This is a genomic window from Pectobacterium nicotianae, from assembly GCF_023272715.1.
Lineage (GTDB): Bacteria > Pseudomonadota > Gammaproteobacteria > Enterobacterales > Enterobacteriaceae > Pectobacterium > Pectobacterium brasiliense.
In genome coordinates this window covers 1,612,174-1,638,306 of record NZ_CP096821.1, presented here as the reverse complement: position 1 = coordinate 1,638,306, position 26,133 = coordinate 1,612,174, and the positions used below count along the sequence as shown (strand labels likewise).

The window sequence follows — 26,133 nt, the reverse complement described above, 5'->3', positions numbered from 1 at the left end:
CTCATTACGCCGTGGCGCTCAACCAGCTTTTTTCAATTCATTGACCGCTATCGGCACATGCTGGCTCAATAACGCTTTCAGTTCGGGGATACAGGAACCGCAGTTGGTCCCACATTTCAGCGAGCCGCCTAACGCTGCTACGCTGTGACAGCCTTTACGAATCGCGCCGACGATGATCGCTTCACCGACGCTATAGCAACTGCAAATCGTCGCCCCTTGCGTCACCTGCCCCTGCGGTGCCTGCCCCGCCAGCAGCGCATGGCGCTCGTGCGGTCGCTGAGGTGGAGTGACAAACGCCTGACGCACCGCATCGCTGTCGATACGCAGCGCCTGTGCACTGACATAGCAGGCCAGTACCACGCGGCCATCACGCCAGCCAATCAGGTGAAATACGCCGTTACCCTGTGCAATCTGACACTGCATGTTTTCCAACCCATAATGCTCGGTCAGCCATGCCTGCCAATCGTCTACCGGCACGCGGTCGGCAAACAGATACTGCGTCACGCCCTCATGAGGCACTTTGCTCCAGTAGGTGGCGGGCGGCGGCAGAACGTCATGCTCTGCGGGTAACGTTAATGGCGCGGTAGGTGGCTCGTCAGCAAAAAACAGCGTTGCCTGCCAGGCGGTATGCCAAGGTTGGATACGCACCCGGCTGTGCTTGCTTTCCGGCTGGCCGGAATACGGATCGGTAATCGGCGCCACTAAACTGTCAGCCCGCGCCTGAGCGCTGAACTGCTGATTCCAATGCATCGGCACAAACACGCTACCGCGTACCTGTCCGGCGTCAATCCGCGCCCGCGCCAGCATCCAGCCGTGCACCGACGACAGACGCACTAAATCGCCCGCCTGAATATCATGCGTCTGCGCATCCTGTGGATGCAGCTCGCAGTATGGTTCGCTGATATGACGCATCAGCCGAGCCGCTTTGCCCGTACGCGTCATGGTGTGCCACTGATCGCGAATACGCCCGGTGTTCAGTACCAGCGGATACGCCGCGCTCCACGGGCTTTGCGGCAGCGACGGCGTGACCGCCACCAGACGCGCTTTGCCATCGGCATGCCAGAATCGGCCATCGTCACCCAGTCGGGCGCGCCCGTGTGGGTATGTCGCATTCACCGGCCACTGTATCGGCTCCAGTTGCTGCCACTGCTGATTGCTGAGCGTCGCCAGCCCGCTGATATCAAACGCGCGGCTGCCGTTATTCTCAAATCCGGACAGCGCCGCATGTTCACGAAAGATCTCCGCCGGATGCTGATAAGCAAATGCCTCAGCAAACCCCATACGCTGCGCCACCTGACTCAACATCCACCAGTCGGCTTTGGCTTCCCCCGGCGCAGGCAGAAAGGCTCGCTGACGAGACACCCGACGTTCGGAATTGGTTACCGTGCCGTCTTTTTCTCCCCAGCCCAACGCAGGCAGTAAGATATCAGCGGTTTCTGCGGTATCGGTGTGGCGCATCACTTCGGAGACGATCACCAGCGGGCAGCGTTCCAGCGCCTGTTTCACCCGGTCAGCATCCGGCATCGACACCACCGGATTGGTGCCCATAATCCACACCGCTTTAATATCGCCGCGTTCAACCGCGCGAAACAGCTCCACCGCATTCAGGCCGGGCTGCGTCGCCACATTATCGCTCTGCCAGAAGCGCCCCACGCGCTCGATATCCTGCGGCGTAAAGCCCATATGGCTGGCAAGCTGATTGGCCAGCCCGCCAACTTCCCGCCCACCCATCGCATTTGGCTGTCCGGTTATCGAAAAGGGGCCGGAACCCGACACGCCGATTTTGCCGCTCAGCAGGTGAGCATTGATGATCGCGTTACATTTATCACTGCCCGAGGACGATTGATTAACACCCTGCGAATAGAGCGTGACCACTTTGTCGCTCATGCTAAACAGGTGATAAAAACGTGCGATATCGGCTTCATCTAACTGACAAAACTCCGCCACCTGCGCCACCGACCACGCCTGTGCTGACTGTAATGTCTCTTCTACACCGGAAAAACGCTCGGCCAATTCGGCGCGATCGATACGTGGATCTTGTGCAATCCACTGCAGCAGGCCGTTGAACAGCCCGGCATCGCTACCGGGTTGCAGCGGTAAATGCAGATCGGCAATGTCACAGGTTGCGGTACGTCGAGGATCGATCACCACCACCTGCATCTGTGGTCGCTGCTGCTTCGCCTGCACCAGCCGCTGATACACCACCGGGTGCGCCCAGGCCGTGTTAGAACCGACCAGCACCACCACATCCGCCAGTTCGATATCTTCATAGTTGCAGGGAACGGCGTCTGCCCCCAGCCCGCGCTTGTAGCCGATCACCGCAGACGCCATGCACAGCCGCGAATTGGTATCCATATTGGCGACGCCAATAAAGCCCTTCATCAGCTTGTTGGCGACGTAGTAATCTTCCGTCAACAGCTGACCTGAACCATAAAACGCCACCGACTGCGGGCCGTGCTGCTGCATCGTCGCCAGCAGCCGTTCGGCTACCGTATCGAGAGCCTGATCCCAGCTAACGCGACGCCCTTCCACGAGCGGCCACAATAGCCGGCCTTTCAAATCCAGCGTCTCTCCCAGCGCGGAGCCTTTGACGCACAGCCGACCCAAATTCGCCGGATGGGCGGGATCCCCGCTAATCTTTACCGCACCTTGCCCATCGTATTCTGCCAGCACGCCACAGCCGACGCCACAATAGGGGCAGGTTGTCCGACAGACGCGCGCGTTCATGATGCTTTCGCCATGGCAGTGTCTGCCAGCACGACGCCTTCAGGCACGGCTAACGGTTGACGGCATACCCAAATCTCGTCGTCTTCCACGCGTACCGGCCAGGCACGTACGTACAGCGCGCTGTCATCCGGGCTCACACCATCCCGCAGCTTGAAGCGTTTCTTGTACAGCGGTGAAATCACCACCGGTTCACCCGCCACGTCACCGATCAACCCACGCGACAGCACATTCGCTCCACTGCCCGGCTCGTGGTTTTCCAACGCGTACACCTGCTGCTCACTACCCGGCAGGTGGAACAGCGCGATCTGCTGCTGTCCGAGGCGCGCCGCCATGCCGGCATGGCGCGGAATATCGCCCAGCGTCGCCACCTGTACCCACTCCGCCTCATGCGCGGCGGGTTTCAGAGCAACCGGTTCTGGCGAGACCGCTTTTTCATGATCCTGCGCCGGACGAATCTGTCCGCGCTCCGGCACCATCACCACCGCTTCATCCGGGCTATCGCTGTTCAGGAAACCGCGGAATAGCGCCAGACGTTCCGGACTTTCCAGCGTGGTTTGCCATTCACACTGGTAGGCATCTACCACGCGCTGCATCTCTTTATCTAACTCTTCACCGATATTCAGGCTGTCTTCCAAAATCACCTGACGCAGATAGTCGATACCGCCTTCCAGATTATCCATCCAGGTGCTGGTACGCTGGAGACGATCGCCGGTGCGGATATAGAACATCAAGACCCGATCGATGGTGCGCAGCAGAGTTTCCGTATCCAGATCGCTGGCGAAGAGATCGGCATGGCGCGGTTTCATCCCGCCGTTGCCGCACACATACAGATTCCAGCCTTTATCTGTGGCAATCACACCGATATCTTTGCTTTGCGCCTCAGCACATTCACGGGTACAGCCGGAAACCGCCATTTTGACTTTATGCGGCGAACGCAGCCCCTTGTAACGGTGCTCCAGTTGGATCGCCAACCCGGTGGAATCCTGCACGCCATAGCGGCACCAGGTCGATCCCACACAAGATTTCACGGTACGCAGCGATTTACCGTAGGCATGGCCGGTTTCAAATCCGGCATCGATCAGCTCGCGCCAGATCTCTGGAAGCTGCTCCAGGCGCGCACCGAATAAATCCACGCGCTGACCGCCGGTGATCTTGGTGTACAGGTTATAGCGCTGTGCCACCTGACCGATCGCGATCAGCCCTTCCGGCGTGATCTCCCCTGCCGGCACGCGCGGCACGACGGAATACGTACCGTCTTTTTGGATGTTGGCAAAGAAACGATCGTTGGTATCCTGCAATGGCAGGTGCTGCGGTTGCAGCAGATAATCATTCCAGCAGGACGCCAGCATCGACCCCACCAGCGGCTTACACACTTCGCAGCCTAAACCGTGGCCGTAACGCTCAAGGAGGCTATCGAACGAACGGATCTCATGCACGCGAATCAGGTGGTACAGCTCCTGACGCGAATAGGCGAAGTGCTCACAAATGTCCTTCTTCACTTCAACACCCAACTGCGTCAGTTCATACTCCATCACCTGTTTCAGCAGCGGCACACAGCCGCCGCAGCCCGTTCCCGCTTTGGTGCAGGTTTTCAGCGCGCCCAGTTCGCCGCAGCCGCCTGCCACCGCCGCCGAGATATCGCTTTTGCTAACGTTATGACAGGAGCAAATCTGTGCGCTAGCCGGTAATGCCGCCACGCCCAATCCTTTCGGCGCATCGCCAGAACGCGCAGGCAAAATCAATCCTTCCGGCTGTTTAGGCAACGGCATATCGTTGAGCATCATTTGCAGCAGCGTACTGTAATCGCTGCTGTCGCCGATCAATACCGCCCCCAGTAAACGCTTGCCGTCGGCAGAGACGACAATTTTCTTGTAGACCTCGTTCGGGCCGTCCGTCCACTGGTAGCTTTGGCTCCCCGCCGTGCGCCCATGTGCATCGCCAATCGAGGCGACTTCAACGCCCAGCAGCTTCAGCTTGGTGCTCATGTCCGCGCCGGTAAATGGCGTATCGCGCTGTGCCAGCGTATCCGCCACGCTGCGTGCCATCTGGTAGCCCGGTGCCACCAGCCCAAAAATTTGGCCTTTCCACAGCGCACACTCGCCAATAGCAAAAATTGCGTCATCGGAGGTCTGGCAGCGGTCGTCAATCACGATGCCACCGCGCGGCCCTTTCTCTAAATCGCAGCTATCTGCCAGCTTGTCACGCGGGCGAATCCCGGCAGAAAACAGCACCAGATCGGTTTCCAATACGCTGCCGTCAGCAAAGCAAAGGCGATGCAACGCCTGCTCGCCGTCGGTGATCTCGCGCGTTTCTTTACTGAGATGAATCTGTACGCCCAGCGCCTCAATTTTGCGCCGCAGCATCGTAGCTCCGCCGTCATCCAGCTGCACCGCCATCAGACGCGGTGCAAACTCCACCACATGGGTGTCCAGCCCCAACTGGCGCAGGGCGTTTGCCGCTTCCAGCCCCAGCAGGCCACCGCCAATCACCACGCCAGACTTGGCCTTTTTCGCCTGTGCGGCAATCGCATCCAGATCGTCCAGCGTGCGATAAACCAGACAGCCGGGGCGCGTATTGCCGGGAATCGGCGGAACAAACGCATAAGAGCCGGTCGCCAGTACCAGCTTGTCGTAGGCGGTTTCCCTGCCCTGCGCGTCGCACACGCATTGACGTTCACGGTCGATCGCCACGATCTCACTGGCGCTGCGCAGCTCAATGCCGCTCTCGGCAAAAAAGCCGTCTTTTACCAGTGACAAAGAGGCGGCGCTGCGGCCGGAAAAATACTCGGAAAGGTGAACGCGGTCATAGGCTTCATGACGTTCTTCACCAAATACGACAATGTGGTAATGCTGATGCAGGTCGCGTTCAACCAGCTGTTCAAGAAAATAGTGGCCGACCATACCGTGGCCGACGACCACCAAAATAGGTTTGCTCATGACAGGAATCCTTACAGCTTCAGGCTGTGGGTCAGAATCAGGGGAAGAAAGGCCGAAAAGCAGCGAGGCAGGCGGAATCATCTCGCCCGCTGTCGTGCTCTCCATCGCGGCCAGCAGGCGCTGGCTGTCGTCAGTGTCGCCATACAGCAGGACACCGCTCAGCCGCCCGTCGCGCAGTAGCAGACGGCGGTAGTGCTGCGTCTGCGGATCAAAAAGGGTGTACACCTCATCATCCGGTGCCACGTTAATATCGCCGCCGCTGACCACGCCAATTCCTGTGACTTTCAGCCGCGTTGCCGCCTGTTCACGCTGATAGTCTTTCGGTGTGTGCCCGGCAAGGCGCTGTGCCACCAGCGCGGCATGGGTGAAACACGGGGCAACCAGCCCGAAGGTTTCGCCATTGAGTTCACAACATTCGCCGATTGCGCTGATATACGGGTCGGCAGTTTGCAACTGTCCGTCCACCAGCACGCCGCGGTTACAGGGTAAGCCGCAGTCGCGCGCCAGCTGGCTCGCGGGAATCACCCCCGCCGTTACCACCACCAGCCCGGCCGGAATCGTACGGCCATCTGCCAACGCAACAGCCGTTACGCCTTTTTCATCGCCATGCAGCGCCACCACCTGCACATCCGTCTCACAGGCAATACCACGAGCACGCAGGCTGTCGCACAGCAGGTCACTCGCCGTGGCGTCCAGTTGGCGCTCCATCAGAACCGGAACGCGATGCAGCAACGTGACGTCAGCCCCGCGCAGTTGCAGCGCCGCGGCGGCTTCAATACCGAGCAAACCGCCGCCAATCACCACCGCAGGAACGGAGCGGCGAATCGTCGCCAACATCAGCTCGACATCATCCAGCGTGCGGAAGCCGCACACGCCAGCCAGATCGATACCGGGCATCGGCGGCATAAACGGCGTGGAACCGGTCGCCAACACCAGATGATCGTAATGCAGCTGCCGTTGCGTCGTTGTCACCTCACGCTGCTGGCGATCGATGTGCGTGACCCGCTCACCCAGGAGATAATTCACCGGCAGCGCCGCATCGTCGTCGATAGCCGCAGGCGTCAGCAGCGTATCCGTAAACGCTTTCTCGCCACTCAATACTGGCGACAGCAGGATGCGGTTATAGCTGGCGCGCGGTTCATCACCAATCACGGTAATGCGGTAGCGCGTTGCGGCCAGTTGGCGTAGCACATCGACGAATCGCGCACTCGCCATCCCGTTACCAATCACAATCAGATGCGGTTTCATCATCGTTCCGGCCTCGCTGTCAGGCTGCTTTAGGCTGTTTTTCATATAAGAAATGCAGCACCTGCTGACGGTAGTGGTGGTAGCGTGGATCGTCAGCCAGCGTGACGCGCGAACGTGGACGTTCCAGCTCGACTTTCATGATTTCACCGACCGTCGCCGCGGGACCATTGGTCATCATCAGCACGCGATCCGACAGCAGCACCGCTTCGTCAACGTCGTGCGTAATCAGCACAATCGTGGTTTGCAACCGCTGCTGAATCTCCATCACCGCATCCTGAAGATGTGCGCGGGTCAGCGCATCCAGCGCGCCGAACGGTTCATCCATCAGCAGTACTTTCGGCTTCATTGCCAGCGCGCGGGCAATCCCTACACGCTGCTTCATCCCGCCGGAGATCTCATTCGGCCGCTTATTCAGCGCGTGCTCCATATGCACCAGTTCAAGATTGTGGGTAATCCATTCGTGCATTTCGCGTTTGCTCATCTGACCGCGAAACACCTGGCGTACCGCCAGCGCGACGTTTTCGTAGGTGGTCAGCCACGGCAGCAGCGAGTGGTTCTGAAAGACCACGCCGCGCTCCGGCCCCGGGCCGTCGATTTCACGGTTGTCACACAGCAGGCCGCCGCTGCTCGGCAGCGTCAGACCGGCAATCAGGTTCAATAACGTGGACTTGCCGCAGCCGGAATGGCCGATCAGGCTGATCGTCTCACCCGTGTGAATATCAAAACTCACCTGATCCAGCGCCAGAAACTCACCGCTGGCGGTATTGAAACGCTGGCTCACCTGCTGCACTTGAATAATCGGTGTTGTACGCATCGTCGGCTCCTTAGCGGTTGTCATAGCTGAAACGGTTAGCAATCCACACCAGTCCCTGCTCAAGCAGCAGACCGATAACGCCAATCACCACGATGGCGATGATGATGTTTTCTACATTCAAGTTGTTCCACTCATTCCAAATCCAGAAGCCGATACCCACGCCGCCGGTCAGCATCTCCGCCGCCACAATCACCAGCCAGGCGACGCCAATCGACAGGCGCACGCCGGTCAACACGTTAGGCAGCACCGCAGGCAGCAGAATCTTGCGCATGATGGTGAATTCGGAGAGTTTCAGGACGCGCGCCACGTTCAGGTAATCCTGCGGAATACGGCGCACGCCTTCGGCGGTATTGAGGATCATCGGCCAGATGGAGCAGATAAAAATGGTCCAACTGGATGCCGGTTCGGCGCGCTGGAACAACAGCAGGCCAATCGGTAACCACGCCAGCGGGCTGACCGGGCGCAGCAGCGAAATGATCGGATTAAGCATGTTAGCCAGAAAGGTAAAACGACCAATCAGGAAGCCAGCGGGAATGCCGACCAGTGCTGCCAGCCCGAAGCCGATACCCACGCGTTGCAGCGAGGCCAATACATTCCAGCCGATGCCCTGATCGTTCGGCCCCGCGATGTAAAACGGGTCGGCAAAGAGGCTGAGCGCCGCAAGCCAGGTCGTCCACGGCGTCGGGAAGTTTTCGCTGTTGAGCGCGGCAATCTGCCAGACCGCAACCAGCAGCCCCAGTCCGAGAACCGCAGGGAAAAGTTGCTGAAACAGCTTACGCAGCAGCAAGCGGTAGGCAAAAGCAGGAGCTGCCGGCGCTTTTGCGGGCGTTACGGGTTTAGTTGGCAGCGGCGTAATATCGGCGCTGCGTACGGTTTCCGGGGCGTTATCCGCGGTAATTGGAATGACTTGGGCCTGGTTTTTCATCATCAACCTCACTTATTTCTTCACGCTAAAACTGTTGGCATAACCCGCTGGATCGCTACCATCCCAGCGACGGCCATCGATGAGCACGCTGCTGCGCATGTCGCTACCAGGCAATGGCACGTTCCCCACGGCATCGGCCGCCTGCTTGTAGATATCAACGCGGTTAACCTGCTTCGCGACGGCCAGATAGTCCGGCTCTTCGGTGAGCAAGCCCCAGCGTTTGTGCTGAGTGAGGAACCACATGCCGTCGGACAGGTACGGGTAGTTCACTGAACCGTCGTGGTAGAAACGCATCGCGTGTTCGTCTTTCCAGCTTTTCCCCAGTCCGTTTTCGTACTGGCCCAGCATGCGTCCGACGATGGTTTCTTCTTTGGCATTGATGTACGCGCGTCCGGCAACGACGCCTGCCGTTTCGCGGCGGTTGTCGTCCGAGGCATCGATCCAGCGCGAGGCATCGAGAATCGCGGCGGTCAGCGCGCGGGCGCTATGCGGGTTGGCGTTTACCCAGTCAGCACGGGTACCCAACACTTTTTCCGGGTGATCCGGCCAAATGTCTTGCGAGGTGGCGGCGGTAAAACCGATTTTTTCGCTGATGGCACGCTGGTTCCACGGCTCGCCGACGCAGTAGCCGACCATGTTGCCAATCTTCATGTTCATCACCATCTGCGGCGGCGGCACCACCACGGTGCGCACATCGTTCAGTGGATGAATTCCGGCGGAAGCCAGCCAGTAATAGAGCCACATGGCGTGCGTACCGGTTGGGAAGGTTTGCGCGAAGGTATAAGTGCCCGCCGGACTGGCGGCGATATATTTTTGCAGCGCGGCGAGATCCGTGACGTTGGCTTCACGCAGCTGGTTTGCCAGCGTGATCCCTTGTCCGTTCTGGTTGAGCGTCATCAGCGCTGCCATGTTGCTCTGCGCCCCGGACAGCCCCATTTGCAGACCGTACAGTTGGCCGTACAGAATGTGGGCCGCATCCAGCTCGCCCGACACCAGCTTGTCGCGTACTGCTGCCCAACTGGCTTCTTTGCTGGGAACGATTGTGATGCCGTATTTCTTATCGAAGCCTTTCACTGCGGCCATCACGACCGAGGCGCAGTCCGTCAACGGAATAAACCCGACCCGAATTTCCTTTTTCTCCGGCGCGTCGGAACCCGCGGCCCAGGCGCTATTCATCAACCCCGGCAGCATCAGGCTGCCGCCCAGTGCAGCACTCCCCAACAGAAACTGGCGGCGAGAGACGGTCATGCTTTTGGTTTTGGAATCACTCATCAACGACACCCTTGCGCAAAACACCTTTTCAGGCGGTAAAAACAAAAACGGCGTCCACAAGCCCATGCAGAATCTGCACGCTTATGGACGCCGTTGTCCGATTAACACCTTCCGCACCGCCGTTGGCCCGAAACGCATTATGAATGTTTGGTTGTTGCTAATGAGTTAAAGCAAGGTTTGTGCCAGTTATCACAGTTTTACATATTGCCGAGGGGGATGGATTAACCAAGAGGTGAATTGAAATTTCGATAACAATATGTAATTTAAGGTTATTATTTCGTGCGCCAGAATATTGCCATTTCTATGCTACGTCGTAGCACGCGCCCGACACGGGGCGCTCAGTCGCCGCCGCCCCGTGACCCGCGGCTTTCCGCGAGAAATAACGTCGCTACGCGATACCTTCAAAAAAAACAGCCTCTTAACGGACCGCCGTTGACGCGTTCCCGACGCGGCAACGGCTTTCGCGGCTTCCCTGCCGCTCATCCTAAGCCTGTTTTTCCTTCAGCGTTATTTACGCTCATCACAACACAACGACAGCGAGAACCCGCTACGCACGAAACCACTTCACCCCCTCAGTTACTCCGCTATTGACGCCACGATTTCCCACTCACAAGACGGCGTCTTGCACCGCGAGCAAGCAGAACACGCACAGTTCATGTGCATATACCTCTTAAGGGGTATCTCCGAATACATCTGCCACCGCGAGCATCGCCGTCGCGATGTCAATCAGCTTTTTATTCTGACTCATCGCCATGCGACGCAGGGTTTTGTAGGCCTCTTCTTCGCTTAATCCACGGTGCTGCATCAGCAAACCTTTCGCGCGATCGATCTGCTTTCTTTCATTCAACGTGGCTCGTAGCGCAGCCAGTTCATGATCCTGCGCCTGTAAGCGCCGCGATTGTTGCTGCACCAGCGATAACAGCGATCGTCCCAGCTGTGGACTGACACCATCGCTATTCAGCCAGCCGGGAGGGACGCTCTGCCCTTCCACGTCATGACCAGCGATAAATATCGAATAACCGGGATCGTCATGCTCCTGCTGCACCATCAGCGCGTCGAGATCCGCGCGCTGATCGCTGCACGCCTTCTCCGCTGCCGCAATACGGGTACGGCAGCGCTGCATCAGCGTCTGCTCCAGCTCATCTTCCATCTGCTTCATTTCGTCGATGCGCCGCGTGGCAATCGAAAACCAGTGCAGACTATCCGCTTCCGACAGCTTTTCTATCGGGCTGCGGGTGCACACAATGCGACGCAGGCGCTCAAATTCGCTGTCTAATGCAATAGCACGCCAGCGCTGCTGGTTTTCTTCATCACTAAAATTCAGAAAGGTATCGAAACAACGCTCCTGCCGCTCGATCAAATCCAGCAGCTTTTGCCGGGTTTCCTCATCGACGCTGCCCGCCGCATAGGCCGCGGCGCCGATCGCCCGCTCCTGCCCCGCCAGCTCTTTCCCCTGCATAAAGCTGAACATGGCAATCAGCGCGCGGGAAATTCCCGGATCGGCAGCCGTATCCGAGACCTCAAAAACCAGCGCCAGCAGATTACGGATAATGTCGTTGAAAAACGTCATCGCCTGCGGCTGAGGCAGCAAACGCTGGCGAATCTGCTGACGCAGCGCGGGCAATAGACTTAGCGCATAAACCACGCTGGCAACGCGGCTGAATAAACGGCTCGCCTGCGGTAACTCCGCCGTCATTTTTTCCAACCCGGCCAGATGCGTCATCAAATGCGTCTGCGCCACCTGCACATCTTTCTCACGTAGCGCCAGCTCGTCAGCGAACAGTCGGCCATCGGAGCACAGAAACAGGTTGGCTGTTCCCCGTTCGCGCTGCAATAGATGGACGAGCTGGCTAATTTTGCCCACCAGCTCACCGCTTTGCAGCAGGTAGCGCAGGCTGTTCAGCTCACACTGGCGCGAGGCAAGTAAAAATCGAATTGTCGTTGAAGGCTCCGCCACCATTGCACTCTCTCCTGAAAAGACCACAATCAGGACTATGCAATTAGCGCGCCATTTGCATCAGCTCACAGTTATCAGGAAGCAAGGACATCACATCCGTACGGTGACTGCCGCTTCCGCACACGTTTCACCTCAATTTTTAAACTCCGTTGCTAAACCCTCGCCATCTCAGAAGGTACGCTCTGCATCGTTACTAACACTGTTTTATAGCCTCAGGAGCGCATGAGCGTGGCGAATTTATCTGAACAAGAAAACTGGGTTGATGGGATTTATCAGCTTGAAGTAGCGGATCGCGTTATCGCAGGTCCAGGGGGAATTTCCAACCGTCAGGCAGAACAGTTAGCCAGCCGCACGGCTTATCTGAAAAAAATGCAGGAAGCGACTGGCGATAGTTTGCAAACCCATCTCGCCGCCAGCGATCCGCATTCACAATATGCCCCAAAAAATAGCCCGGCGCTGACAGGAACGCCCACAGCGCCAACGGCTGCATCCGGCTCTAATGACACACAATTGGCGACAACGGCCTTTGTGAAAGCCGCCATAGCCGCATTGGTTAATGGTTCTCCGGCGGCACTGGATACGCTGCAAGAGCTGGCGAATGCATTAGGTAATGACCCTAACTTCAGCACAACCGTATTGAATGCGATTGCTGATGTGAAAACTGACGCGGCCAGTAAGCTGAATGCTCATACTTCCATCCTCGATGCGCACCCTCAATATGCCCCCAAAGCGAGTCCGGCATTAACAGGAACACCAACCGCACCGACTGCTGCATCCGGTTCTAATGACACACAATTGGCGACAACGGCCTTTGTGAAATCCGTCGTAGCAGCATTGGTTAATGGTTCTCCTGCGGCGCTCGATACGCTGCAAGAATTGGCGAACGCATTAGGTAATGATCCGAACTTCAGCACCACGGTGTTGAATGCACTAGCGGGTAAGCTGGCAAAAGATCAGAACGGTGCAGATATTCCGAATGCTGCATTGTTCCGCAAGAATATCGGCATAATTGAATCGGCATGGGGCAGCAAAGCCGTGCAAATAAGCCGCGTCAATATTCTTGATTATTTTAAGAGCAATACGGCATCAAATTTATATCAAGCCGATCCGAACAATGTCACGGGGCTACCTGTTGGTTTTGGCCCAAGCATCATGGAATGGAAATCATCGACGGATGGGTTTGGTGTACTGAGCGTCGTCGATGTCACTAACCCATCAAAATCAGCATGGGTGGTATTGAAAGGTGGCAGTTGGCAAGGGTGGGTAACGCCCATTTTTTCTCATGCACACGTCACGCGTATCCCATCCAGAATTATAGAAATCCATGATCCTGATTCATACGATGATTATGTGATTGAATACGGTTCTGTTAATGGAAATCCATCGCATTGTTATATTGACTTTCATACCGATGGAAAAAGCGATACAGATTATAACTCACGTCTGGCGGTCATCCCGCCCGCGCCCGGCGAGACGTTGTCAGATGTTATTTTCCTGTCGAAAAAGTTACAGCACAACTATCACGACGTGTGGACGACAGGGAACCTGACGCCATCCGCGATTGGCGCTGTGCACACATCTGAGCTGGCAGGCATGCCGCAACTATTCCCCGGCGCCGTCGCGCCAGAAGGCTGGTTGAAATGCAATGGCCAGGCATTTGATAAATCACTGTATCCGATTTTAGCGTCCCGCTATCCGTCATCTTTCCTGCCAGACCTGCGCGGCGAGTTCGTGCGCGGCTGGGATGACGGTCGTGGGGTTGATGCTGGGCGTGCGTTGATGTCAGCACAGGGCGATGCAATTCGAAACATAACGGGCAGCTTATTTTATGGTTATGACGCGGATGGAAAAATAAAAACAAACTCGTCAGCAGGTGCGTTGTATTACGACGAGAGTGAAAAACTACGCGATACTGATATCTATCTGAGTGTAGTGAATAGCAGCGATGCAAACGCTTGGTATCGCTCAAAATTAGACGCATCACGCGTCGTCCCAACAGCAAACGAAAACCGTCCCCGCAATATCGCCTTTAACTACATCGTGAGAGCCGCATAATGAGCAATTATTCAACACAAATTAAAAACGCAGAACTGAACGAGCACGGCTTAGCCATCAATACAGGCTGGATTACGGTTTATCACGTGAACCCGGCTACGCGGGAATATCAGAGCGCCAGCTATGAATATGTGATGCAAGGTGTTGGTCTGCCCGCCGACAGCTACGCCGACGAACCGCAATTGCCGCCTGCCGGCCAGGCCTTGCGCCGTAGTGCAGACGGTAAGGCATGGGAACAGGTGCCAGACTATCGCGGTCAGACGGTTTACAGCACAGAAACCCGCCAGCCACAGACGGTTATGCAATTCGGCGAACTGCCTGAAAATATGACCTTTCTGGCTCCATCAACCGAGTTTGATCAATGGGATGGTGCGGCATGGGTGACAAATCAGGAGGCGCAACAACTTGCCGTAACCAAAAACCTACAGCAGGAGCTGGCGGCACGGCGCGCGACAGCAACTACCCAAATTGCCGAGCTGAGCTACGCAGTGGACTTGGCTATTGCCACGGATGAAGAGCAAGAACGGCTAACCCAATGGAAAATTTATCTGGTTACGTTGAACCGTATTGACCTCACGGCTGCATCCGTCGTGTGGCCAGTAGCGCCTTCCGTGTAATCGGTGTAACCCGCATCCCATTACATCAATAATGGTGTGCCGTATTTTAGCGTACGGCACACACATCTCATCTCCCTCTCTTTGAGCAGGATATTCTGATAATTCCTAATTATTTTTATCGCCAAATGTAAAATTAAATAAAAAATGAAACTGTTATATTTATGCATCTCAAATCTGTACTATTTTAATTAGTTTCAAATCTCAGCACCGATAAAACTTAAGAATAATAAGCTGATAATTACATTTTAATAAAATTAAAAACCAAAAAATAAAGTCAAATTAAAATATAAAAACAAAATAGTGGTATTAGCGATAAAAAATCAAATCAACAAACTGTACTATTTATCCTTCCATTTTTGCACGCTATAATCCCTGCACGTTTTACCCACTACTTATTCTTATCTCACTTCAATCAGTGAAGTTAATTTCGGACGGATGCAAATACCGTCGGCGGTAATTTATTTTCGTTTTATTCGTCACGATTTATTCCGGCAAGCATCGGAATAACAATATGGCGTGCATTTTCCTGCCTGAAGCTAGGAGCCTAACATGTTTGATGTCGTTGAGCTGTCGCGGCTGCAATTTGCCCTGACTGCCATGTATCACTTTCTTTTTGTCCCACTGACGCTGGGATTATCTTTCCTGCTCGCCATTATGAACACCACGTATGTGTTAACCGGCAAGCAAATTTATAAGGATATGACCAAATTCTGGGGCAAGCTGTTCGCCATCAACTTTGCGCTGGGCGTGGCAACCGGTCTGACGCTGGAATTCCAGTTCGGCACCAACTGGTCTTACTATTCTCACTACGTGGGCGATATTTTTGGCGCGCCGCTGGCGATGGAAGGACTCATGGCGTTCTTCCTCGAATCTACACTCATCGGCCTGTTCTTTTTCGGCTGGGATCGCCTGACCAAAGTCCAGCATATGCTGGTGACCTGGTTCGTCGCGCTGGGCTCCAACTTTTCCGCCCTGTGGATTCTGGTCGCCAACGGCTGGATGCAAAACCCGATTGCCGCTGAGTTCAATTACGAAACCATGCGCATGGAAATGCTGAGCTTCGCCGAACTGGTGCTGAACCCGGTCGCGCAGGTGAAGTTCGTCCACACCGTGGCAGCGGGCTACACCGCTGGCGCGATGTTCGTCCTCGGGATCAGTTCTTACTATCTGCTGAGAGGCCGCGATATCGCCTTTGCCAAGCGCTCATTCGCCATTGCCGCCAGTTTCGGTCTGGCCTCGGTGCTGTCCGTGATCGTACTGGGTGATGAATCCGGCTATGTCATGGGCGATGTGCAGAAAACCAAGCTGGCGGCGATCGAAGCCGAATGGGAAACACAGCCCGCCCCCGCGTCTTTCACGCTGTTCGCCATCCCCAATCAGGAAACGATGCAGAACGATTATGCGATCCACGTTCCCTACCTGCTGGGGCTCATCGCTACGCGTTCACTCGACAAACCCGTCGTCGGCATTAAAGACCTGATGGAGCAACATGAGATTCGCATTCGTAACGGCATGACGGCCTATGGTCTGCTGGAGGAACTGCGCTCAGGTAATACCGACCCCGCCGTTCGTGCCCAATTTGAGGCTGCCAAGCGCGATCTTGGCTACGGCCTTCTGCTTAAGCGCTATACCGATGATGTCGCCAACGCCAGCGAAAACCAGATTCAGCAGGCAACCAAAGACTCAATCCCGCGCGTCGCGCCGCTGTATGTCGCTTTCCGTCTGATGGTTGGCTGTGGCGTGCTGATGCTCGGCATTTTTGCGCTGTCGTTCTGGAGCGTGATACGCGGCCGCATGGGCCAGCGTAAATGGCTACACCGCGCAGCGCTGTACGGGATTCCCCTGCCCTGGATCGCGATTGAATCCGGCTGGTTCGTCGCCGAGTACGGTCGTCAGCCGTGGGCAGTCGGTGAGGTCCTGCCTACCGCGATCGCCAATTCGTCTCTGGAAGCACACGACATCCTGCTGTCGATGGGGTTGATTTGCGGACTGTATACGCTGTTTCTGGTCGCGGAAATGTATCTGATGTTCAAGTTTGCCCGACTGGGGCCAAGCAGCCTGAAAACCGGCCGCTACCACTTTGAACAACCGACGACACAACCCCTTGCGACACCTGCAAAACCATAACGGGAGCCATAATAATGCTGGATTATGAAACATTACGCCTGATTTGGTGGGGATTGATTGGCCTGTTGTTCATCGGCTTTGCCATCACCGACGGCTTTGACATGGGCGTGGGCATTCTGCTGCGCCTGCTGGGCAAGAACGATACTGAAAGGCGGGTCATGATTAACGTGATAGCCCCGCACTGGGACGGCAATCAGGTCTGGCTGATCACCGCGGCGGGCGCACTGTTCGCTGCCTGGCCGATGGTTTATGCCGCCGCGTTTTCCGGTTTCTACTTCGCCATGATTCTGGTGCTCGCCGCTCTGTTTTTCCGCCCGGTTGGCTTTGATTATCGCTCCAAGCTGGAAAACCAGCGCTGGCGCAATATGTGGGACTGGGGCATTTTCATCGGCAGTTTCGTCCCCACGCTGGTGTTCGGCATCGCATTAGGCAACCTGTTGCAGGGCGTGCCGCTGAGCGTCGATATGTATTTGCGCCTCACCTACCACGGCGGGTTCTTTGGCCTGTTGAATCCGTTCGGGCTACTGGCAGGCGTCGTGAGTGTCGCTATGATCGTCACACACGGTGCAATTTACCTGCAAATGCGCACCACAGAGGCGCTTCAGCGTCGCGCGCAAAAAACCGTCCTGATCGCCAGCGCGCTGATGAGCCTCACCTTCTTACTGGCTGGCTTTTGGGTGCTAACAGGAATCGACGGCTACGTGATTACCTCCACGCTGGATAAAGCCGCCCCGTCTAACCCGCTGAATAAAGAGGTGGTCCAACAGGCCGGGGCGTGGTTAACCAACTTTACGGCACACCCTACGCTGTGGGCGATCCCCGCATTAGGTGTGGTTCTGCCGTGGTTCACCTGCCTCTTCTCTCGCGTAAACCGCTGCGGCTGGGGTTTCCTAACCTCATCACTGACGATTGTCTGCGTGATTCTGACGGCAGGAATTACGCTGTTCCCCTTCGTGATGCCTTCCAGCTTCGATCCCAACGTCAGTCTGACCATCTGGGATGCCACGTCCAGCCAGCTTACGCTTCAGGTGATGACCATTCTGGCCTGTATTTTTGTCCCCACCATCCTGCTTTATACCAGCTGGTGTTATTACAAAATGTTTGGCCGGATTGATGCCCGCTACATCGAAGCCAATAAGCATTCCGTTTACTAACAACTTGAGGAGAAAGAGCATGTGGTATTTCGCCTGGATACTCGGCACGTTGCTGGCCTGCGCGTTCGCGCTGGTCACCGCGCTGGCAGTAGAGAACCATGAAGCGGGCAAAGACGCTTCCTGAGAAAACGAAGCGCCTCACCGGGCGCTTCATCATTCTTTACTGAGACAGCATCGCTGAAACAATTGTCGCTGATGCCGTCATCAGGGCAGACGAAACCCGCCAAGGGCGCTAGAATGCAGACGCTGCGCCCAATCAGATGCCCTCTTTAACCTGAAATCAGACGACAACATGACAACACCCAGACAGGACAAAACACCGTGGTGGAGTCAGGGGAAAACCCCGGACTACCGTTTTTCATTAGCGAATGAGCGCACCTTTCTGGCGTGGATTCGCACCGCGCTGGCGTTTCTTGCCGGCGCGGTGGGTATCGATCAATTTACCGTGCACATCGATCCGCTGTTGCGTCAAGGGCTGTCGCTGTTGCTGGTCGTTAGCGCGGCACTGCTCGGTGCGTTGGCGTATCGTCGCTGGGTGAGTAATGAGAAAGCGATGCGTCAGGAAAGCGACATGCCGTATACGCCAATGCTGCTGATCGTGACGCTGTTCATCACCCTCATTGCCATCGCGCTTGCCGCGATGATTCTGTTCGGGTAGCGCATGGACACGACTCGCGATCCGGGGTTACAGCCACAGCGAACCGGCATGGCCTGGTCACGTACGCTGTTTGTGATGCTGATCAACAGCCTGCTGTGTTTTCGTCTGAGCATGGTAAATGACAGCCGAGTAGTGTTTGCCTGCGCCATTCTGCTCTTGTGCGTTTCTGCGTTGATGTCGGTGCTGGCGATTCTGCGCTACCGCTTTAACGCCTATTGCCAACCGGTGCTATCACGCGCCAGCCACGGGCTGATCGTGCTCACGTCAGCGTCAATTGTGCTCACCGCGCTGGTCTTGCTGCTGCATTTCAGCGGCGTGTGGTAAGCCCCGATTTTCTGTCATTTTTTCTGAAAAGAAAGGTTTTCTGAAAAGAAAGACGGTGAAGCCCAAACGCGCTTCACCGATTAGACGGATTATTCGATCGAACTTTCCGGGAACAGGAACGGGTTGATGCTACTGCGAGAAAAACCTTCTTCCTCCATTTTCACATCCAGCACCAGCGAAGCCAAATCGTCGGCGACGGCTTCCACTCGGTGGTCTTTTTCCTGATATAGCAGCTTCAGATACGTGCCACAGTGGCCACAGCTTTCCGCTTTGATGGCGGAGTTTTCGCTATCCAGCGACCAGTAATTCAGTTCGCTCGATTCTTCACAGTTGCTGCATTTCACCCGCACCATGTGCCATTCGCTTTCGCACAGATTACAGTGCAGATAACGCAGCCCGCTGGACGTACCTAACTGCACCACGCCCGAGACCGGAATACTGCCGCACACGGGGCAAAACTGGCGATGTTCGCCGGGTACGGCACGCGCTTTACCGGGCAGTTGGCTTGCCATCTGCGCCCAAAACAGCGACAGCGCCGCCCAGATGAACGGGGCTTTATCATTGCTCTCGGCACGAAATTCGTGTTGCAGCAGCGCCGTTGCCTGTTCTTCCAGCTCCTGCTCTGAGGCTTTTTCCAGATTCTCCAGCGTGGATAACACCTGCCCGCTGGCATCCGGCTTTAATTCTTCGATCAGCGCACGCAGCAGCGTGTGCCAGTGCGCATCACGCGGGAACACCGTGATATCAAGCGGCGGACGTTCACCAGACTGTTTCAGCACGTCACTCAGGTCAAGCTTCAACGGATGATCGTGCAATACCTTCTGCTGGGCTTCCACCACGCCTGCGGCGAAAGTGAGATAGTCCCCCAGCGGGTGATCTTCAGCTAACTGACGCAGACGCTCCGCGCGACTGCTGTACAGGCTTTTCAGATTGGCAAAAAGCAACGGAGGAATATTCCCTTCCGGCATCGATTTTTCGTTCTGTTCTAACTGTTCCTGAGGAACAATGCGAATACTCATCAGGGGAATTTTTCCTGTTGTTTACGTTGTCTATCCGATAGATTTCGGGGTGCAGGAAGGCCGCCAGCGCGGTCCGAAAGATAGCGGGTATAGCTCACCTTTAGTCGGCATTATACGCATCGTGACTAGCGACTTTCTGATTTCCGGCAAGGTTATGGCTGTTTTTCGCCATCCATTCAGTCACCTTCCGCTATGACGGAAACAGTAGCAGAAAAGCGGCAAACATCTCCACACCTCTAAAGGGGTGATCGCGCCAGACGCTCGCTTATCTGCGATCGAATCAGCGCTGCCAATACGATCACGCTTTGTTCGCAGCGCTCATCCCATTCATAGGAGGCGTTGAAGCGAAAATAGCGATCGTATTTGTCGCCGGTCGTGAACATTTTCCCCGGTGCAATACTGACGCCCCGCTCCAGCGCGCGGCGGTATAGCTCCGTGCTACTGACGCCCTCAGGCAATTCCAGCCAGAGAAAATAGCCACCTTGCGAATGATTAATGAGGACGTCGCCCGGGAAATGCCGGCGTAGCGACTGTAATGCCGCGTGTTTACGCTGTTCCAACGCTCGGCGCAGGCGGCGCAGGTGGCTGTCATAGCTGCTGGTCGCCAGATAATCCGCAATCGCCAACTGCATGGGTGCGCTGGTTGATAAGGTACTCATCAGTTGTAAACGCTGAATGCTGCCCGCATAGCTTCCGGCCGCCACCCAGCCGATGCGGAACCCTGCTACCAGATTTTTAGAAAACGAGGAGCAGTGCAGAATCGTGCCTTTTTTATCCAACGCTTTTGCGGGCAACGGACGCTGCAGGCCCGTATAAAGCTCGCTGTAGACATCATCCTCTACCAGCCCGACGCCGTGCTTTTCCAGCATCGCCACCAGCCGCTGTTTCTTCTCCCAGGACAGCGTGCAACCGAGCGGATTATGAAAATTGGTCATCAGCCAGCAGGCTTTTATCGGATAGTCGTTCAGCGCCTGCTGCAATGCATCAAGATCGATGCCCTGCTGCGGATCGGTTGCAATCGCAATCGCTTTGAGTTTGAGGCGTTCGATCGCCTGTAGCGCGCCATAAAAAGCGGGAGATTCGATCACCACATAATCGCCCGGTTCCGTCAGCGCCTGAAGGCTGAGATTAAGGGACTCCATCGCGCCCGCCGTAATCACAATCTCATCGGGCGAGACGGCAATCCCCTGCAACGCATAGCGCTGAGCGATGTTCTTCCTCAGGCTTTCATTACCCGGCGGCAAGTTATCCAGCGCGCTGTGTGGCTGCATATGACGCGCCACCGAGGCCAACGAGCGCGTCAACTGACGCTGTGGGAAGAGCTGTGGATCGGGAAACGCCGATCCGAACGGCATGACCGCCGGATCTTTGCTGGCCTGAAGCACATCAAAAATGAACGCGTTGACATCCACGTCTTCGGTCAGTTGAACGCGCTCCTGCCCCACGGGCGAATGCAGGCTGTCTGCTGGTAGCGTGGACAGCTTTGGTGCCGCGTAATAACCCGACTGTGGACGCGACACAATCAGCCCCTGACTTTCCAGCAGCTGATAGGCGTGCAGCACGGTCATCAGGCTCATACCCGAATGCAGTGATTTTTCCCGCAGCGAGGGCAGTTTGTCGCCCGGCTGCCAGATCCCTTCCTGAAGCTGCTCACGGATCTGGTGAGCGAGCTGTTCAAACTTTGCCATAGCGCTACGGTTTCGGTGGGTGAGTCTGTCATTATTTTTAGCTCGATCACCACCGACAGGTCATGATCGAGAAGGATGCTTTATCGAGAACAACGCGCTGTTCGAGGACTATGTGCGAGGACTATTTCGCCGCGTAGCGTTGTACAAAATCCAGCAGAATCTTGCGCGCCCAGACGGGTTCCTGCGGAATATCCATCATCCGATCGACATCCCAGCCGCCCTGTCGTAGCGCCGCTTCATTATGACGCAGGCACGTCAGCATGATGTCCGCGCTGAATTCCGGGTGAAATTGCACGGTCAGGACTTTATCGCTGTAGCGGATAATCTGGCAGCCATCCATCTCTGAACTTGCCAGCACCTGTGCACCTTCCGGCGGTTCCAGCACGGATTGCTGATGGGTCAGATAAGCGCCGAACTGCGGCGGATAATCACGCAGCAAGATGTCTTGCGCCGCGGCTTCATGGGTTGTCACAACCTGAACGCCCACTTCCTTGCCGTTCGGGTTATCTCCTACTTTACCGCCCAGCGCATCGGCGAGCAGTTGGTGCCCATAGCACACGCCCAGCAGCGGAACATCCGCGTAATACGCTTCACGCAGCCAGCCTGCGGTGTATTCGCTCCAGTCCAGTCGATCGGTGACCATCGACCACGAACCGGAGATCACCACCGCCGCCAGCGTATCAAACGACGGCAGTCGCTCTCCGAGATCGGGACGGACCACCTGCACCGGCTGCATGTTCCCCTGCACCGCATCGGTAAACCACTTCCCCTGTTGCCCAACCTGAGACGCAATGCCTTCCGGCGGTTGGCCCAACTGAATCACCAGCAATACCTTTTCGCTCATCGTCCTGTTCTGCCCGTATTTGAAAATCACAAATTTGAAAAACCATTCGGTTGAAAAACTACAAGCCTATAACGCCCTGTGTCTTCAATGAACGTAGCACTAACGTAATACGATTCCTACCCATGTCATGCGCTAGATATGTACATATGCTGGATATGTGTATGCGCTGGATAGTAAAAGGCCACCTTAACAACAGGCGGCCTTTTATCAACGCTTATCGCTTCAGAAGCAACACATTATGCCTCGATCACGGAAGCCGATAGGCAACAACATAATCTCCGCGATCCGGTGAGTTACGCGCGCCGCCTGCCGAAATAACGACATACTGCTTACCATCAACCGGAGACTTGTAGCTGATGGGCGTGCTCTGGCTTCCCACTGGCAGTCGCGCTTTCCATACCTCTTTACCCGTCGAGCTATCAAAGGCACGCAGATAGTAATCCTGTGTGGAGGCGATAAATACCAGACCGCCCTGAGTGGCCAGCGTGCCGCCAATCGTTGGCATACCAATCGGAATTGGCAGTCCCATCTTAATACCGAACGGTCCCGTATCTTCTACCGTTCCCACCGGAATCTGCCAGGCGATTTTCTGCGTTTTTAAATCCACCGCCGTCAGCGTGCCAAATGGCGGTTTCTGGCAAGGAATCTCAATAGGTGACATGAAACGCACTTTCGCATTAACCGAATACGGCGTGCCATCCAGCGGTACCGGACGATCAATGCTGGCCGCTTCGTTACCATCACTTTTCTTACCTTTATCCTCAGCCGAGGTCGGTACAAGCTGAACCTCAAGCCCCACTCTCATATCGTTGACAAACAGGTAGTTATTCACCGGATCCGTAGAGAGACCGCCCCAGTTCATGCCACCTAAAGAGCCTGGCAGGTTGAGTGACGGATCGTGTCCCGGCGGGGTAAACAGCCCATTGTAACGTTTAGATTTGAAGTGGACGCGGCAGAGCAACTGGTCGAACGGCGTAGCTCCCCACATATCGGACTCTTTGAGAACATCCGCGCCAATCTGCGGCATACCGACGGAAACAGGCTGAGTCGGCGAATACACTTCACTCGGAATGTCACCCTGCTCGACGTTCCTCTCTTCGACTTTCGTCAACGGTTTTCCCGTCATCCGGTCAAGAACGAAGAGCTGGCCTGCTTTGGTGCCAAACACCAGTGCGGGTACGCTTTTGCCATTTTCGCCTGGGAAATCGACGAAGGAAGGCTGCATCGGCACATCAAAGTCCCACAAATCATCATGGACAGTCTGGTAGACCCATTTGACCTGTCCCGTAGAAGCATCAACAGCCACCATTGACGCGCCAAATTTACGATCCAGATCGCTACGCTTAACGCCCCACAGGTCAATCGCGGCACTCCCCGTCGGCATGAATACCGTATTTGACTGCGGATCGTAGGACATTGGTGCCCAGACATTCGGTGTCGAACGCGTATAATCCTGACCTTGTGCTGGTTCTGTCGTCTCTTGCGGATTGCCGGGATCAAATGCCCAACGCAGTTTGCCAGTAATGACATCAAACCCGCGAACGACGCCGCCGGGCATATCGATACTGACGTTATCCGCGACCCTGCCGCCAATAACGATAGTCGTCCCTGCCAATGTGGGCGCTGACGTCGGATAATATTGCCCCTTATCGCTGCCCTTACCCATGTGATCGCTGAGATCAACCCGGCCATTGGTGCCAAAATCCGGACAAAATGCCCCGGTATCTGCATCCACGGCGATCAGCTCTGGCGTTACGCTATTCATCAGAATACGACGCTGACAGACTGCACCAGCAGGCACAGAAACCTGCGCCACTGGCGTAGATCCCGGAACGACAGGCTGCGCTAGCGGCTGTGTAGCATCAAAATAGGCCAGGCCACGACAGCGCATCCACTTTTTCTGGTGCGCGCCGATTTCCGTTTTCCACAACTGTTCACCGCTTGTGGCATCCACAGCAATGATGTTGTTATGCGGGGTACACAGGAATAACCGGTTACCGACTTGCAGCGGAGTCTGCTGATCTTCAGCGCCACCGCCACCCGGACTTTGTGGCACATCACCCGTGCGATATGTCCAGGCAACCTGGAGATCTTTTACGTTATCACGCGTGACCTGATCCAACGCGACAAAACGCGACGCACCAGAAGTGTTACCGTAATTGCTCCAGTTTTGCTGTTCTTCACCGGGCTTAACAGGAACGAGCGGCAGTTGATCACCGGAAGAAGGCACCGGCGCATGGGGAACGAACATCCCGGCGACGGTGGCAACAAAGGCCAGCGCCAGTACGCCAGCAGAAAGTCCAGCAACACGCCAAGCAGGTTGCTTACCCGCGGAGTTACGCAAGAGAGGTAATGACAGCGCAACCAGAATGGCAATCCCTGTCAGCGTGAGCAAACGCGATACCAACGGCCAGAAATCCAGCCCCACGTCCCACAATGCCCAAATAACGGTTCCCAACAAAACGGCACCGTATAAATAAGCACCGAAGACGTTTTTACGCCAGAGCAGTACGCCGGAAATCAGCAGTACCAAACCGGATACCAGAAAATAAGGGCTCCCCCCCAAACCAATCAGTTTGGCACCATAATAGGCAAAAAAAGCACCTATCGCCGTTACGATTAACCCCAAGATTAGCAGCCAGATACCCTGCAACCTGGACACAAGTGGTTTTGCCATAGAAAATTCCATCAATATGAGCAAACCTTGTCTTCACATCATTTCATTTGCCCCACATCTAACACAATGATGAAGAAAGGAATGCATTACGTTAGTGTTTTAGAAAAGCGAGAACGAGGATCGAGAACCGCATAAATATGCTGGATATATCGTTTCCGCCCCACTTACATAGCGTAGATGTTTTTTAAAGGGTCACAATCATATTGCATTTTCTTAATAAGAAAATAAAATTTCTATAACATTTTATTTAATAAGGATTTACCTTGGTCGGATGAGATATCCGCAAGGAAAATAGAATAATAAAAGTTTCTTATTGTGATGATATATAGAGGGAATATAAACGACCGTTATTTTATACCCGTCATACTTCAAGTTTCATGTGCGTTGGCTACGTCCAGTCACCCGAATCACTTACCTGAGTAAGCTCATCGGGATTCCTTTCCTTGCCGCCTTCCTGAAACTCGAATTATTTAGGGTATATAAGGCAGGCTGTTTTATATCGTTCAGGCAGAAGGTTGCTTGCGGTAGGCTAGCGAGAAAACATCGTAGAAATCAACGTCACCTTTCGTACGTCGAATTTGCTCTATCCCTGCTTTCACGGCTGATGGCACCTGCTCGTTGCGTAGCAGCTTATCCTGCGTGTCCTGTGATACATGGCGGACCGTAAACCACTCGCCGTTATAACAAACACGGAGATCCAGCGTATCAATGTCTTCAAAGCGATAGGTCGGGTTGATATCTACCGAGAGCGCCAGCGTCATCACCAGCAGGAAAACCGTGAAACCGATCAGATACGGTAAACCAAAATAAGGGGCATAAAAGAGGATGATCGCGACCGGCACGTAGCTCACCAGCATCGCAGCAAACAGATAGGGGTGTGACTGCATGAATTTACGGCTAAAACGTATTTTATTGTCGCGTTTTTCTTCCCGATTAATACGTTCGATCTCTTCGGTCAGAAGGCGTTTTACTTCATCCATCGTCATCACCATCGCGCTTGAGGAATACAACACTGCTGGCATCGATTAGAACATAGCCCCATGAGAGATAACAGATACAGTTTTCGACAGATTAACTATAACAGTTTGCCT

The 26,133-nt window shown here is 55.3% G+C and carries 18 protein-coding genes; 7 read left to right on the top strand and 11 right to left on the bottom strand.

The features are described from left to right. Positions 1-18: 18 nt before the first annotated feature. The 6 genes from MYB54_RS07300 to MYB54_RS07275 form a co-directional block, all read right to left on the bottom strand. Positions 19-2,727, bottom strand: a complete 2,709-nt coding sequence (locus MYB54_RS07300; protein ID WP_248721724.1) for a nitrate reductase — start codon at positions 2,725-2,727, stop codon at positions 19-21. Then, the gene (gene nirB / locus MYB54_RS07295) at positions 2,724-6,911 is read right to left on the bottom strand and encodes a nitrite reductase large subunit NirB (protein ID WP_248721957.1); all 4,188 of its coding nucleotides are present in this window, start codon (positions 6,909-6,911) and stop codon (positions 2,724-2,726) included. The genes MYB54_RS07300 and nirB overlap by 4 nt, the downstream gene beginning before the upstream one ends. A gap of 19 nt (positions 6,912-6,930) precedes the next feature. Next, positions 6,931-7,725, bottom strand: coding sequence for an ABC transporter ATP-binding protein (locus MYB54_RS07290; RefSeq protein WP_039281768.1), 795 nt, complete (start codon positions 7,723-7,725; stop codon positions 6,931-6,933). A gap of 10 nt (positions 7,726-7,735) precedes the next feature. Then, complete coding sequence (gene ntrB / locus MYB54_RS07285) at positions 7,736-8,650, bottom strand: nitrate ABC transporter permease (RefSeq protein ID WP_039281771.1); 915 nt, start codon at positions 8,648-8,650, stop codon at positions 7,736-7,738. A gap of 12 nt (positions 8,651-8,662) precedes the next feature. Continuing rightward, complete coding sequence (locus MYB54_RS07280; RefSeq protein WP_039316156.1) at positions 8,663-9,922, bottom strand: CmpA/NrtA family ABC transporter substrate-binding protein; 1,260 nt, start codon at positions 9,920-9,922, stop codon at positions 8,663-8,665. Positions 9,923-10,592: 670 nt separating this feature from the next. Next, positions 10,593-11,882 carry a nitrate regulatory protein gene (locus MYB54_RS07275; protein WP_206555016.1) on the bottom strand — a complete coding sequence of 430 codons (1,290 nt, stop codon included), beginning with the start codon at positions 11,880-11,882 and terminating at the stop codon, positions 10,593-10,595. Between the two features lie 219 nt (positions 11,883-12,101). On the opposite strand from MYB54_RS07275, the gene MYB54_RS07270 reads away from it, so the two are divergent. From MYB54_RS07270 to MYB54_RS07240, 7 genes are all read left to right on the top strand, one after another. After that, positions 12,102-13,934, top strand: coding sequence for a phage tail protein (locus tag MYB54_RS07270; protein WP_241262316.1), 1,833 nt, complete (start codon positions 12,102-12,104; stop codon positions 13,932-13,934). Then, on the top strand, positions 13,934-14,551 hold the full coding sequence (locus tag MYB54_RS07265; RefSeq protein WP_248721722.1) for a tail fiber assembly protein: 618 nt from the start codon (positions 13,934-13,936) through the stop codon (positions 14,549-14,551). Before MYB54_RS07270 ends, MYB54_RS07265 begins: the two co-directional genes overlap by 1 nt. 549 nt (positions 14,552-15,100) lie before the next feature. Further along, positions 15,101-16,678, top strand: coding sequence for a cytochrome ubiquinol oxidase subunit I (cydA, locus tag MYB54_RS07260; protein ID WP_205543601.1), 1,578 nt, complete (start codon positions 15,101-15,103; stop codon positions 16,676-16,678). Positions 16,679-16,692: 14 nt separating this feature from the next. Further along, positions 16,693-17,832 carry a cytochrome d ubiquinol oxidase subunit II gene (gene cydB, locus MYB54_RS07255; protein WP_014916005.1) on the top strand — a complete coding sequence of 380 codons (1,140 nt, stop codon included), beginning with the start codon at positions 16,693-16,695 and terminating at the stop codon, positions 17,830-17,832. A gap of 19 nt (positions 17,833-17,851) precedes the next feature. Next, positions 17,852-17,956: a cytochrome bd-I oxidase subunit CydX gene (gene cydX, locus MYB54_RS07250; RefSeq protein ID WP_010278781.1), complete on the top strand. Its 105-nt coding sequence runs from the start codon at positions 17,852-17,854 to the stop codon at positions 17,954-17,956. A gap of 168 nt (positions 17,957-18,124) precedes the next feature. Further along, on the top strand, positions 18,125-18,490 hold the full coding sequence (locus MYB54_RS07245) for a YidH family protein (RefSeq protein WP_014916006.1): 366 nt from the start codon (positions 18,125-18,127) through the stop codon (positions 18,488-18,490). Between the two features lie 3 nt (positions 18,491-18,493). Beyond that, positions 18,494-18,814 (top strand): DUF202 domain-containing protein, encoded by a 321-nt coding sequence (locus MYB54_RS07240; protein ID WP_014916007.1) that lies wholly within the window; start codon positions 18,494-18,496, stop codon positions 18,812-18,814. An 89-nt stretch (positions 18,815-18,903) separates the two neighbouring features. Here MYB54_RS07240 and fdhE read toward each other — a convergent pair whose 3' ends face one another. The 5 genes from fdhE to MYB54_RS07215 all read right to left on the bottom strand — a co-directional run bounded on the left by fdhE (position 18,904) and on the right by MYB54_RS07215 (position 26,022). Next, complete coding sequence (gene fdhE / locus MYB54_RS07235; RefSeq protein WP_014916008.1) at positions 18,904-19,833, bottom strand: formate dehydrogenase accessory protein FdhE; 930 nt, start codon at positions 19,831-19,833, stop codon at positions 18,904-18,906. A gap of 236 nt (positions 19,834-20,069) precedes the next feature. Continuing rightward, positions 20,070-21,521: an aminotransferase-like domain-containing protein gene (locus tag MYB54_RS07230; RefSeq protein ID WP_039548921.1), complete on the bottom strand. Its 1,452-nt coding sequence runs from the start codon at positions 21,519-21,521 to the stop codon at positions 20,070-20,072. 121 nt (positions 21,522-21,642) lie between these two features. Continuing rightward, the gene (locus MYB54_RS07225; RefSeq protein ID WP_014916010.1) at positions 21,643-22,365 is read right to left on the bottom strand and encodes a glutamine amidotransferase; all 723 of its coding nucleotides are present in this window, start codon (positions 22,363-22,365) and stop codon (positions 21,643-21,645) included. A 247-nt stretch (positions 22,366-22,612) separates the two neighbouring features. Next, complete coding sequence (locus MYB54_RS07220) at positions 22,613-25,042, bottom strand: membrane-bound PQQ-dependent dehydrogenase, glucose/quinate/shikimate family (RefSeq protein WP_248721721.1); 2,430 nt, start codon at positions 25,040-25,042, stop codon at positions 22,613-22,615. A gap of 503 nt (positions 25,043-25,545) precedes the next feature. Then, positions 25,546-26,022: a YlaC family protein gene (locus MYB54_RS07215; protein WP_039281801.1), complete on the bottom strand. Its 477-nt coding sequence runs from the start codon at positions 26,020-26,022 to the stop codon at positions 25,546-25,548. Positions 26,023-26,133: the final 111 nt, after the last annotated feature.

Bases quoted from the DNA above. Each gene is read 5' to 3' on its own strand.
- MYB54_RS07265 (WP_248721722.1), top strand. From the start codon at position 13,934: ATGAGCAATTATTCAACACAAATTAAAAACGCAGAACTGAACGAGCAC.
- MYB54_RS07220 (WP_248721721.1), bottom strand. From the start codon at position 25,042: ATGGCAAAACCACTTGTGTCCAGGTTGCAGGGTATCTGGCTGCTAATC.
- MYB54_RS07230 (WP_039548921.1), bottom strand. From the start codon at position 21,521: ATGGCAAAGTTTGAACAGCTCGCTCACCAGATCCGTGAGCAGCTTCAG.
- MYB54_RS07275 (WP_206555016.1), bottom strand. From the start codon at position 11,882: ATGGTGGCGGAGCCTTCAACGACAATTCGATTTTTACTTGCCTCGCGC.
- fdhE (WP_014916008.1), bottom strand. From the start codon at position 19,833: ATGAGTATTCGCATTGTTCCTCAGGAACAGTTAGAACAGAACGAAAAA.
- cydB (WP_014916005.1), top strand. From the start codon at position 16,693: ATGCTGGATTATGAAACATTACGCCTGATTTGGTGGGGATTGATTGGC.
- MYB54_RS07300 (WP_248721724.1), bottom strand. From the start codon at position 2,727: ATGAACGCGCGCGTCTGTCGGACAACCTGCCCCTATTGTGGCGTCGGC.
- cydA (WP_205543601.1), top strand. From the start codon at position 15,101: ATGTTTGATGTCGTTGAGCTGTCGCGGCTGCAATTTGCCCTGACTGCC.
- MYB54_RS07290 (WP_039281768.1), bottom strand. From the start codon at position 7,725: ATGCGTACAACACCGATTATTCAAGTGCAGCAGGTGAGCCAGCGTTTC.
- cydX (WP_010278781.1), top strand. From the start codon at position 17,852: ATGTGGTATTTCGCCTGGATACTCGGCACGTTGCTGGCCTGCGCGTTC.
- nirB (WP_248721957.1), bottom strand. From the start codon at position 6,911: ATGAAACCGCATCTGATTGTGATTGGTAACGGGATGGCGAGTGCGCGA.
- MYB54_RS07270 (WP_241262316.1), top strand. From the start codon at position 12,102: ATGAGCGTGGCGAATTTATCTGAACAAGAAAACTGGGTTGATGGGATT.
- ntrB (WP_039281771.1), bottom strand. From the start codon at position 8,650: ATGAAAAACCAGGCCCAAGTCATTCCAATTACCGCGGATAACGCCCCG.
- MYB54_RS07225 (WP_014916010.1), bottom strand. From the start codon at position 22,365: ATGAGCGAAAAGGTATTGCTGGTGATTCAGTTGGGCCAACCGCCGGAA.
- MYB54_RS07240 (WP_014916007.1), top strand. From the start codon at position 18,494: ATGGACACGACTCGCGATCCGGGGTTACAGCCACAGCGAACCGGCATG.
- MYB54_RS07245 (WP_014916006.1), top strand. From the start codon at position 18,125: ATGACAACACCCAGACAGGACAAAACACCGTGGTGGAGTCAGGGGAAA.
- MYB54_RS07280 (WP_039316156.1), bottom strand. From the start codon at position 9,922: ATGAGTGATTCCAAAACCAAAAGCATGACCGTCTCTCGCCGCCAGTTT.
- MYB54_RS07215 (WP_039281801.1), bottom strand. From the start codon at position 26,022: ATGGATGAAGTAAAACGCCTTCTGACCGAAGAGATCGAACGTATTAAT.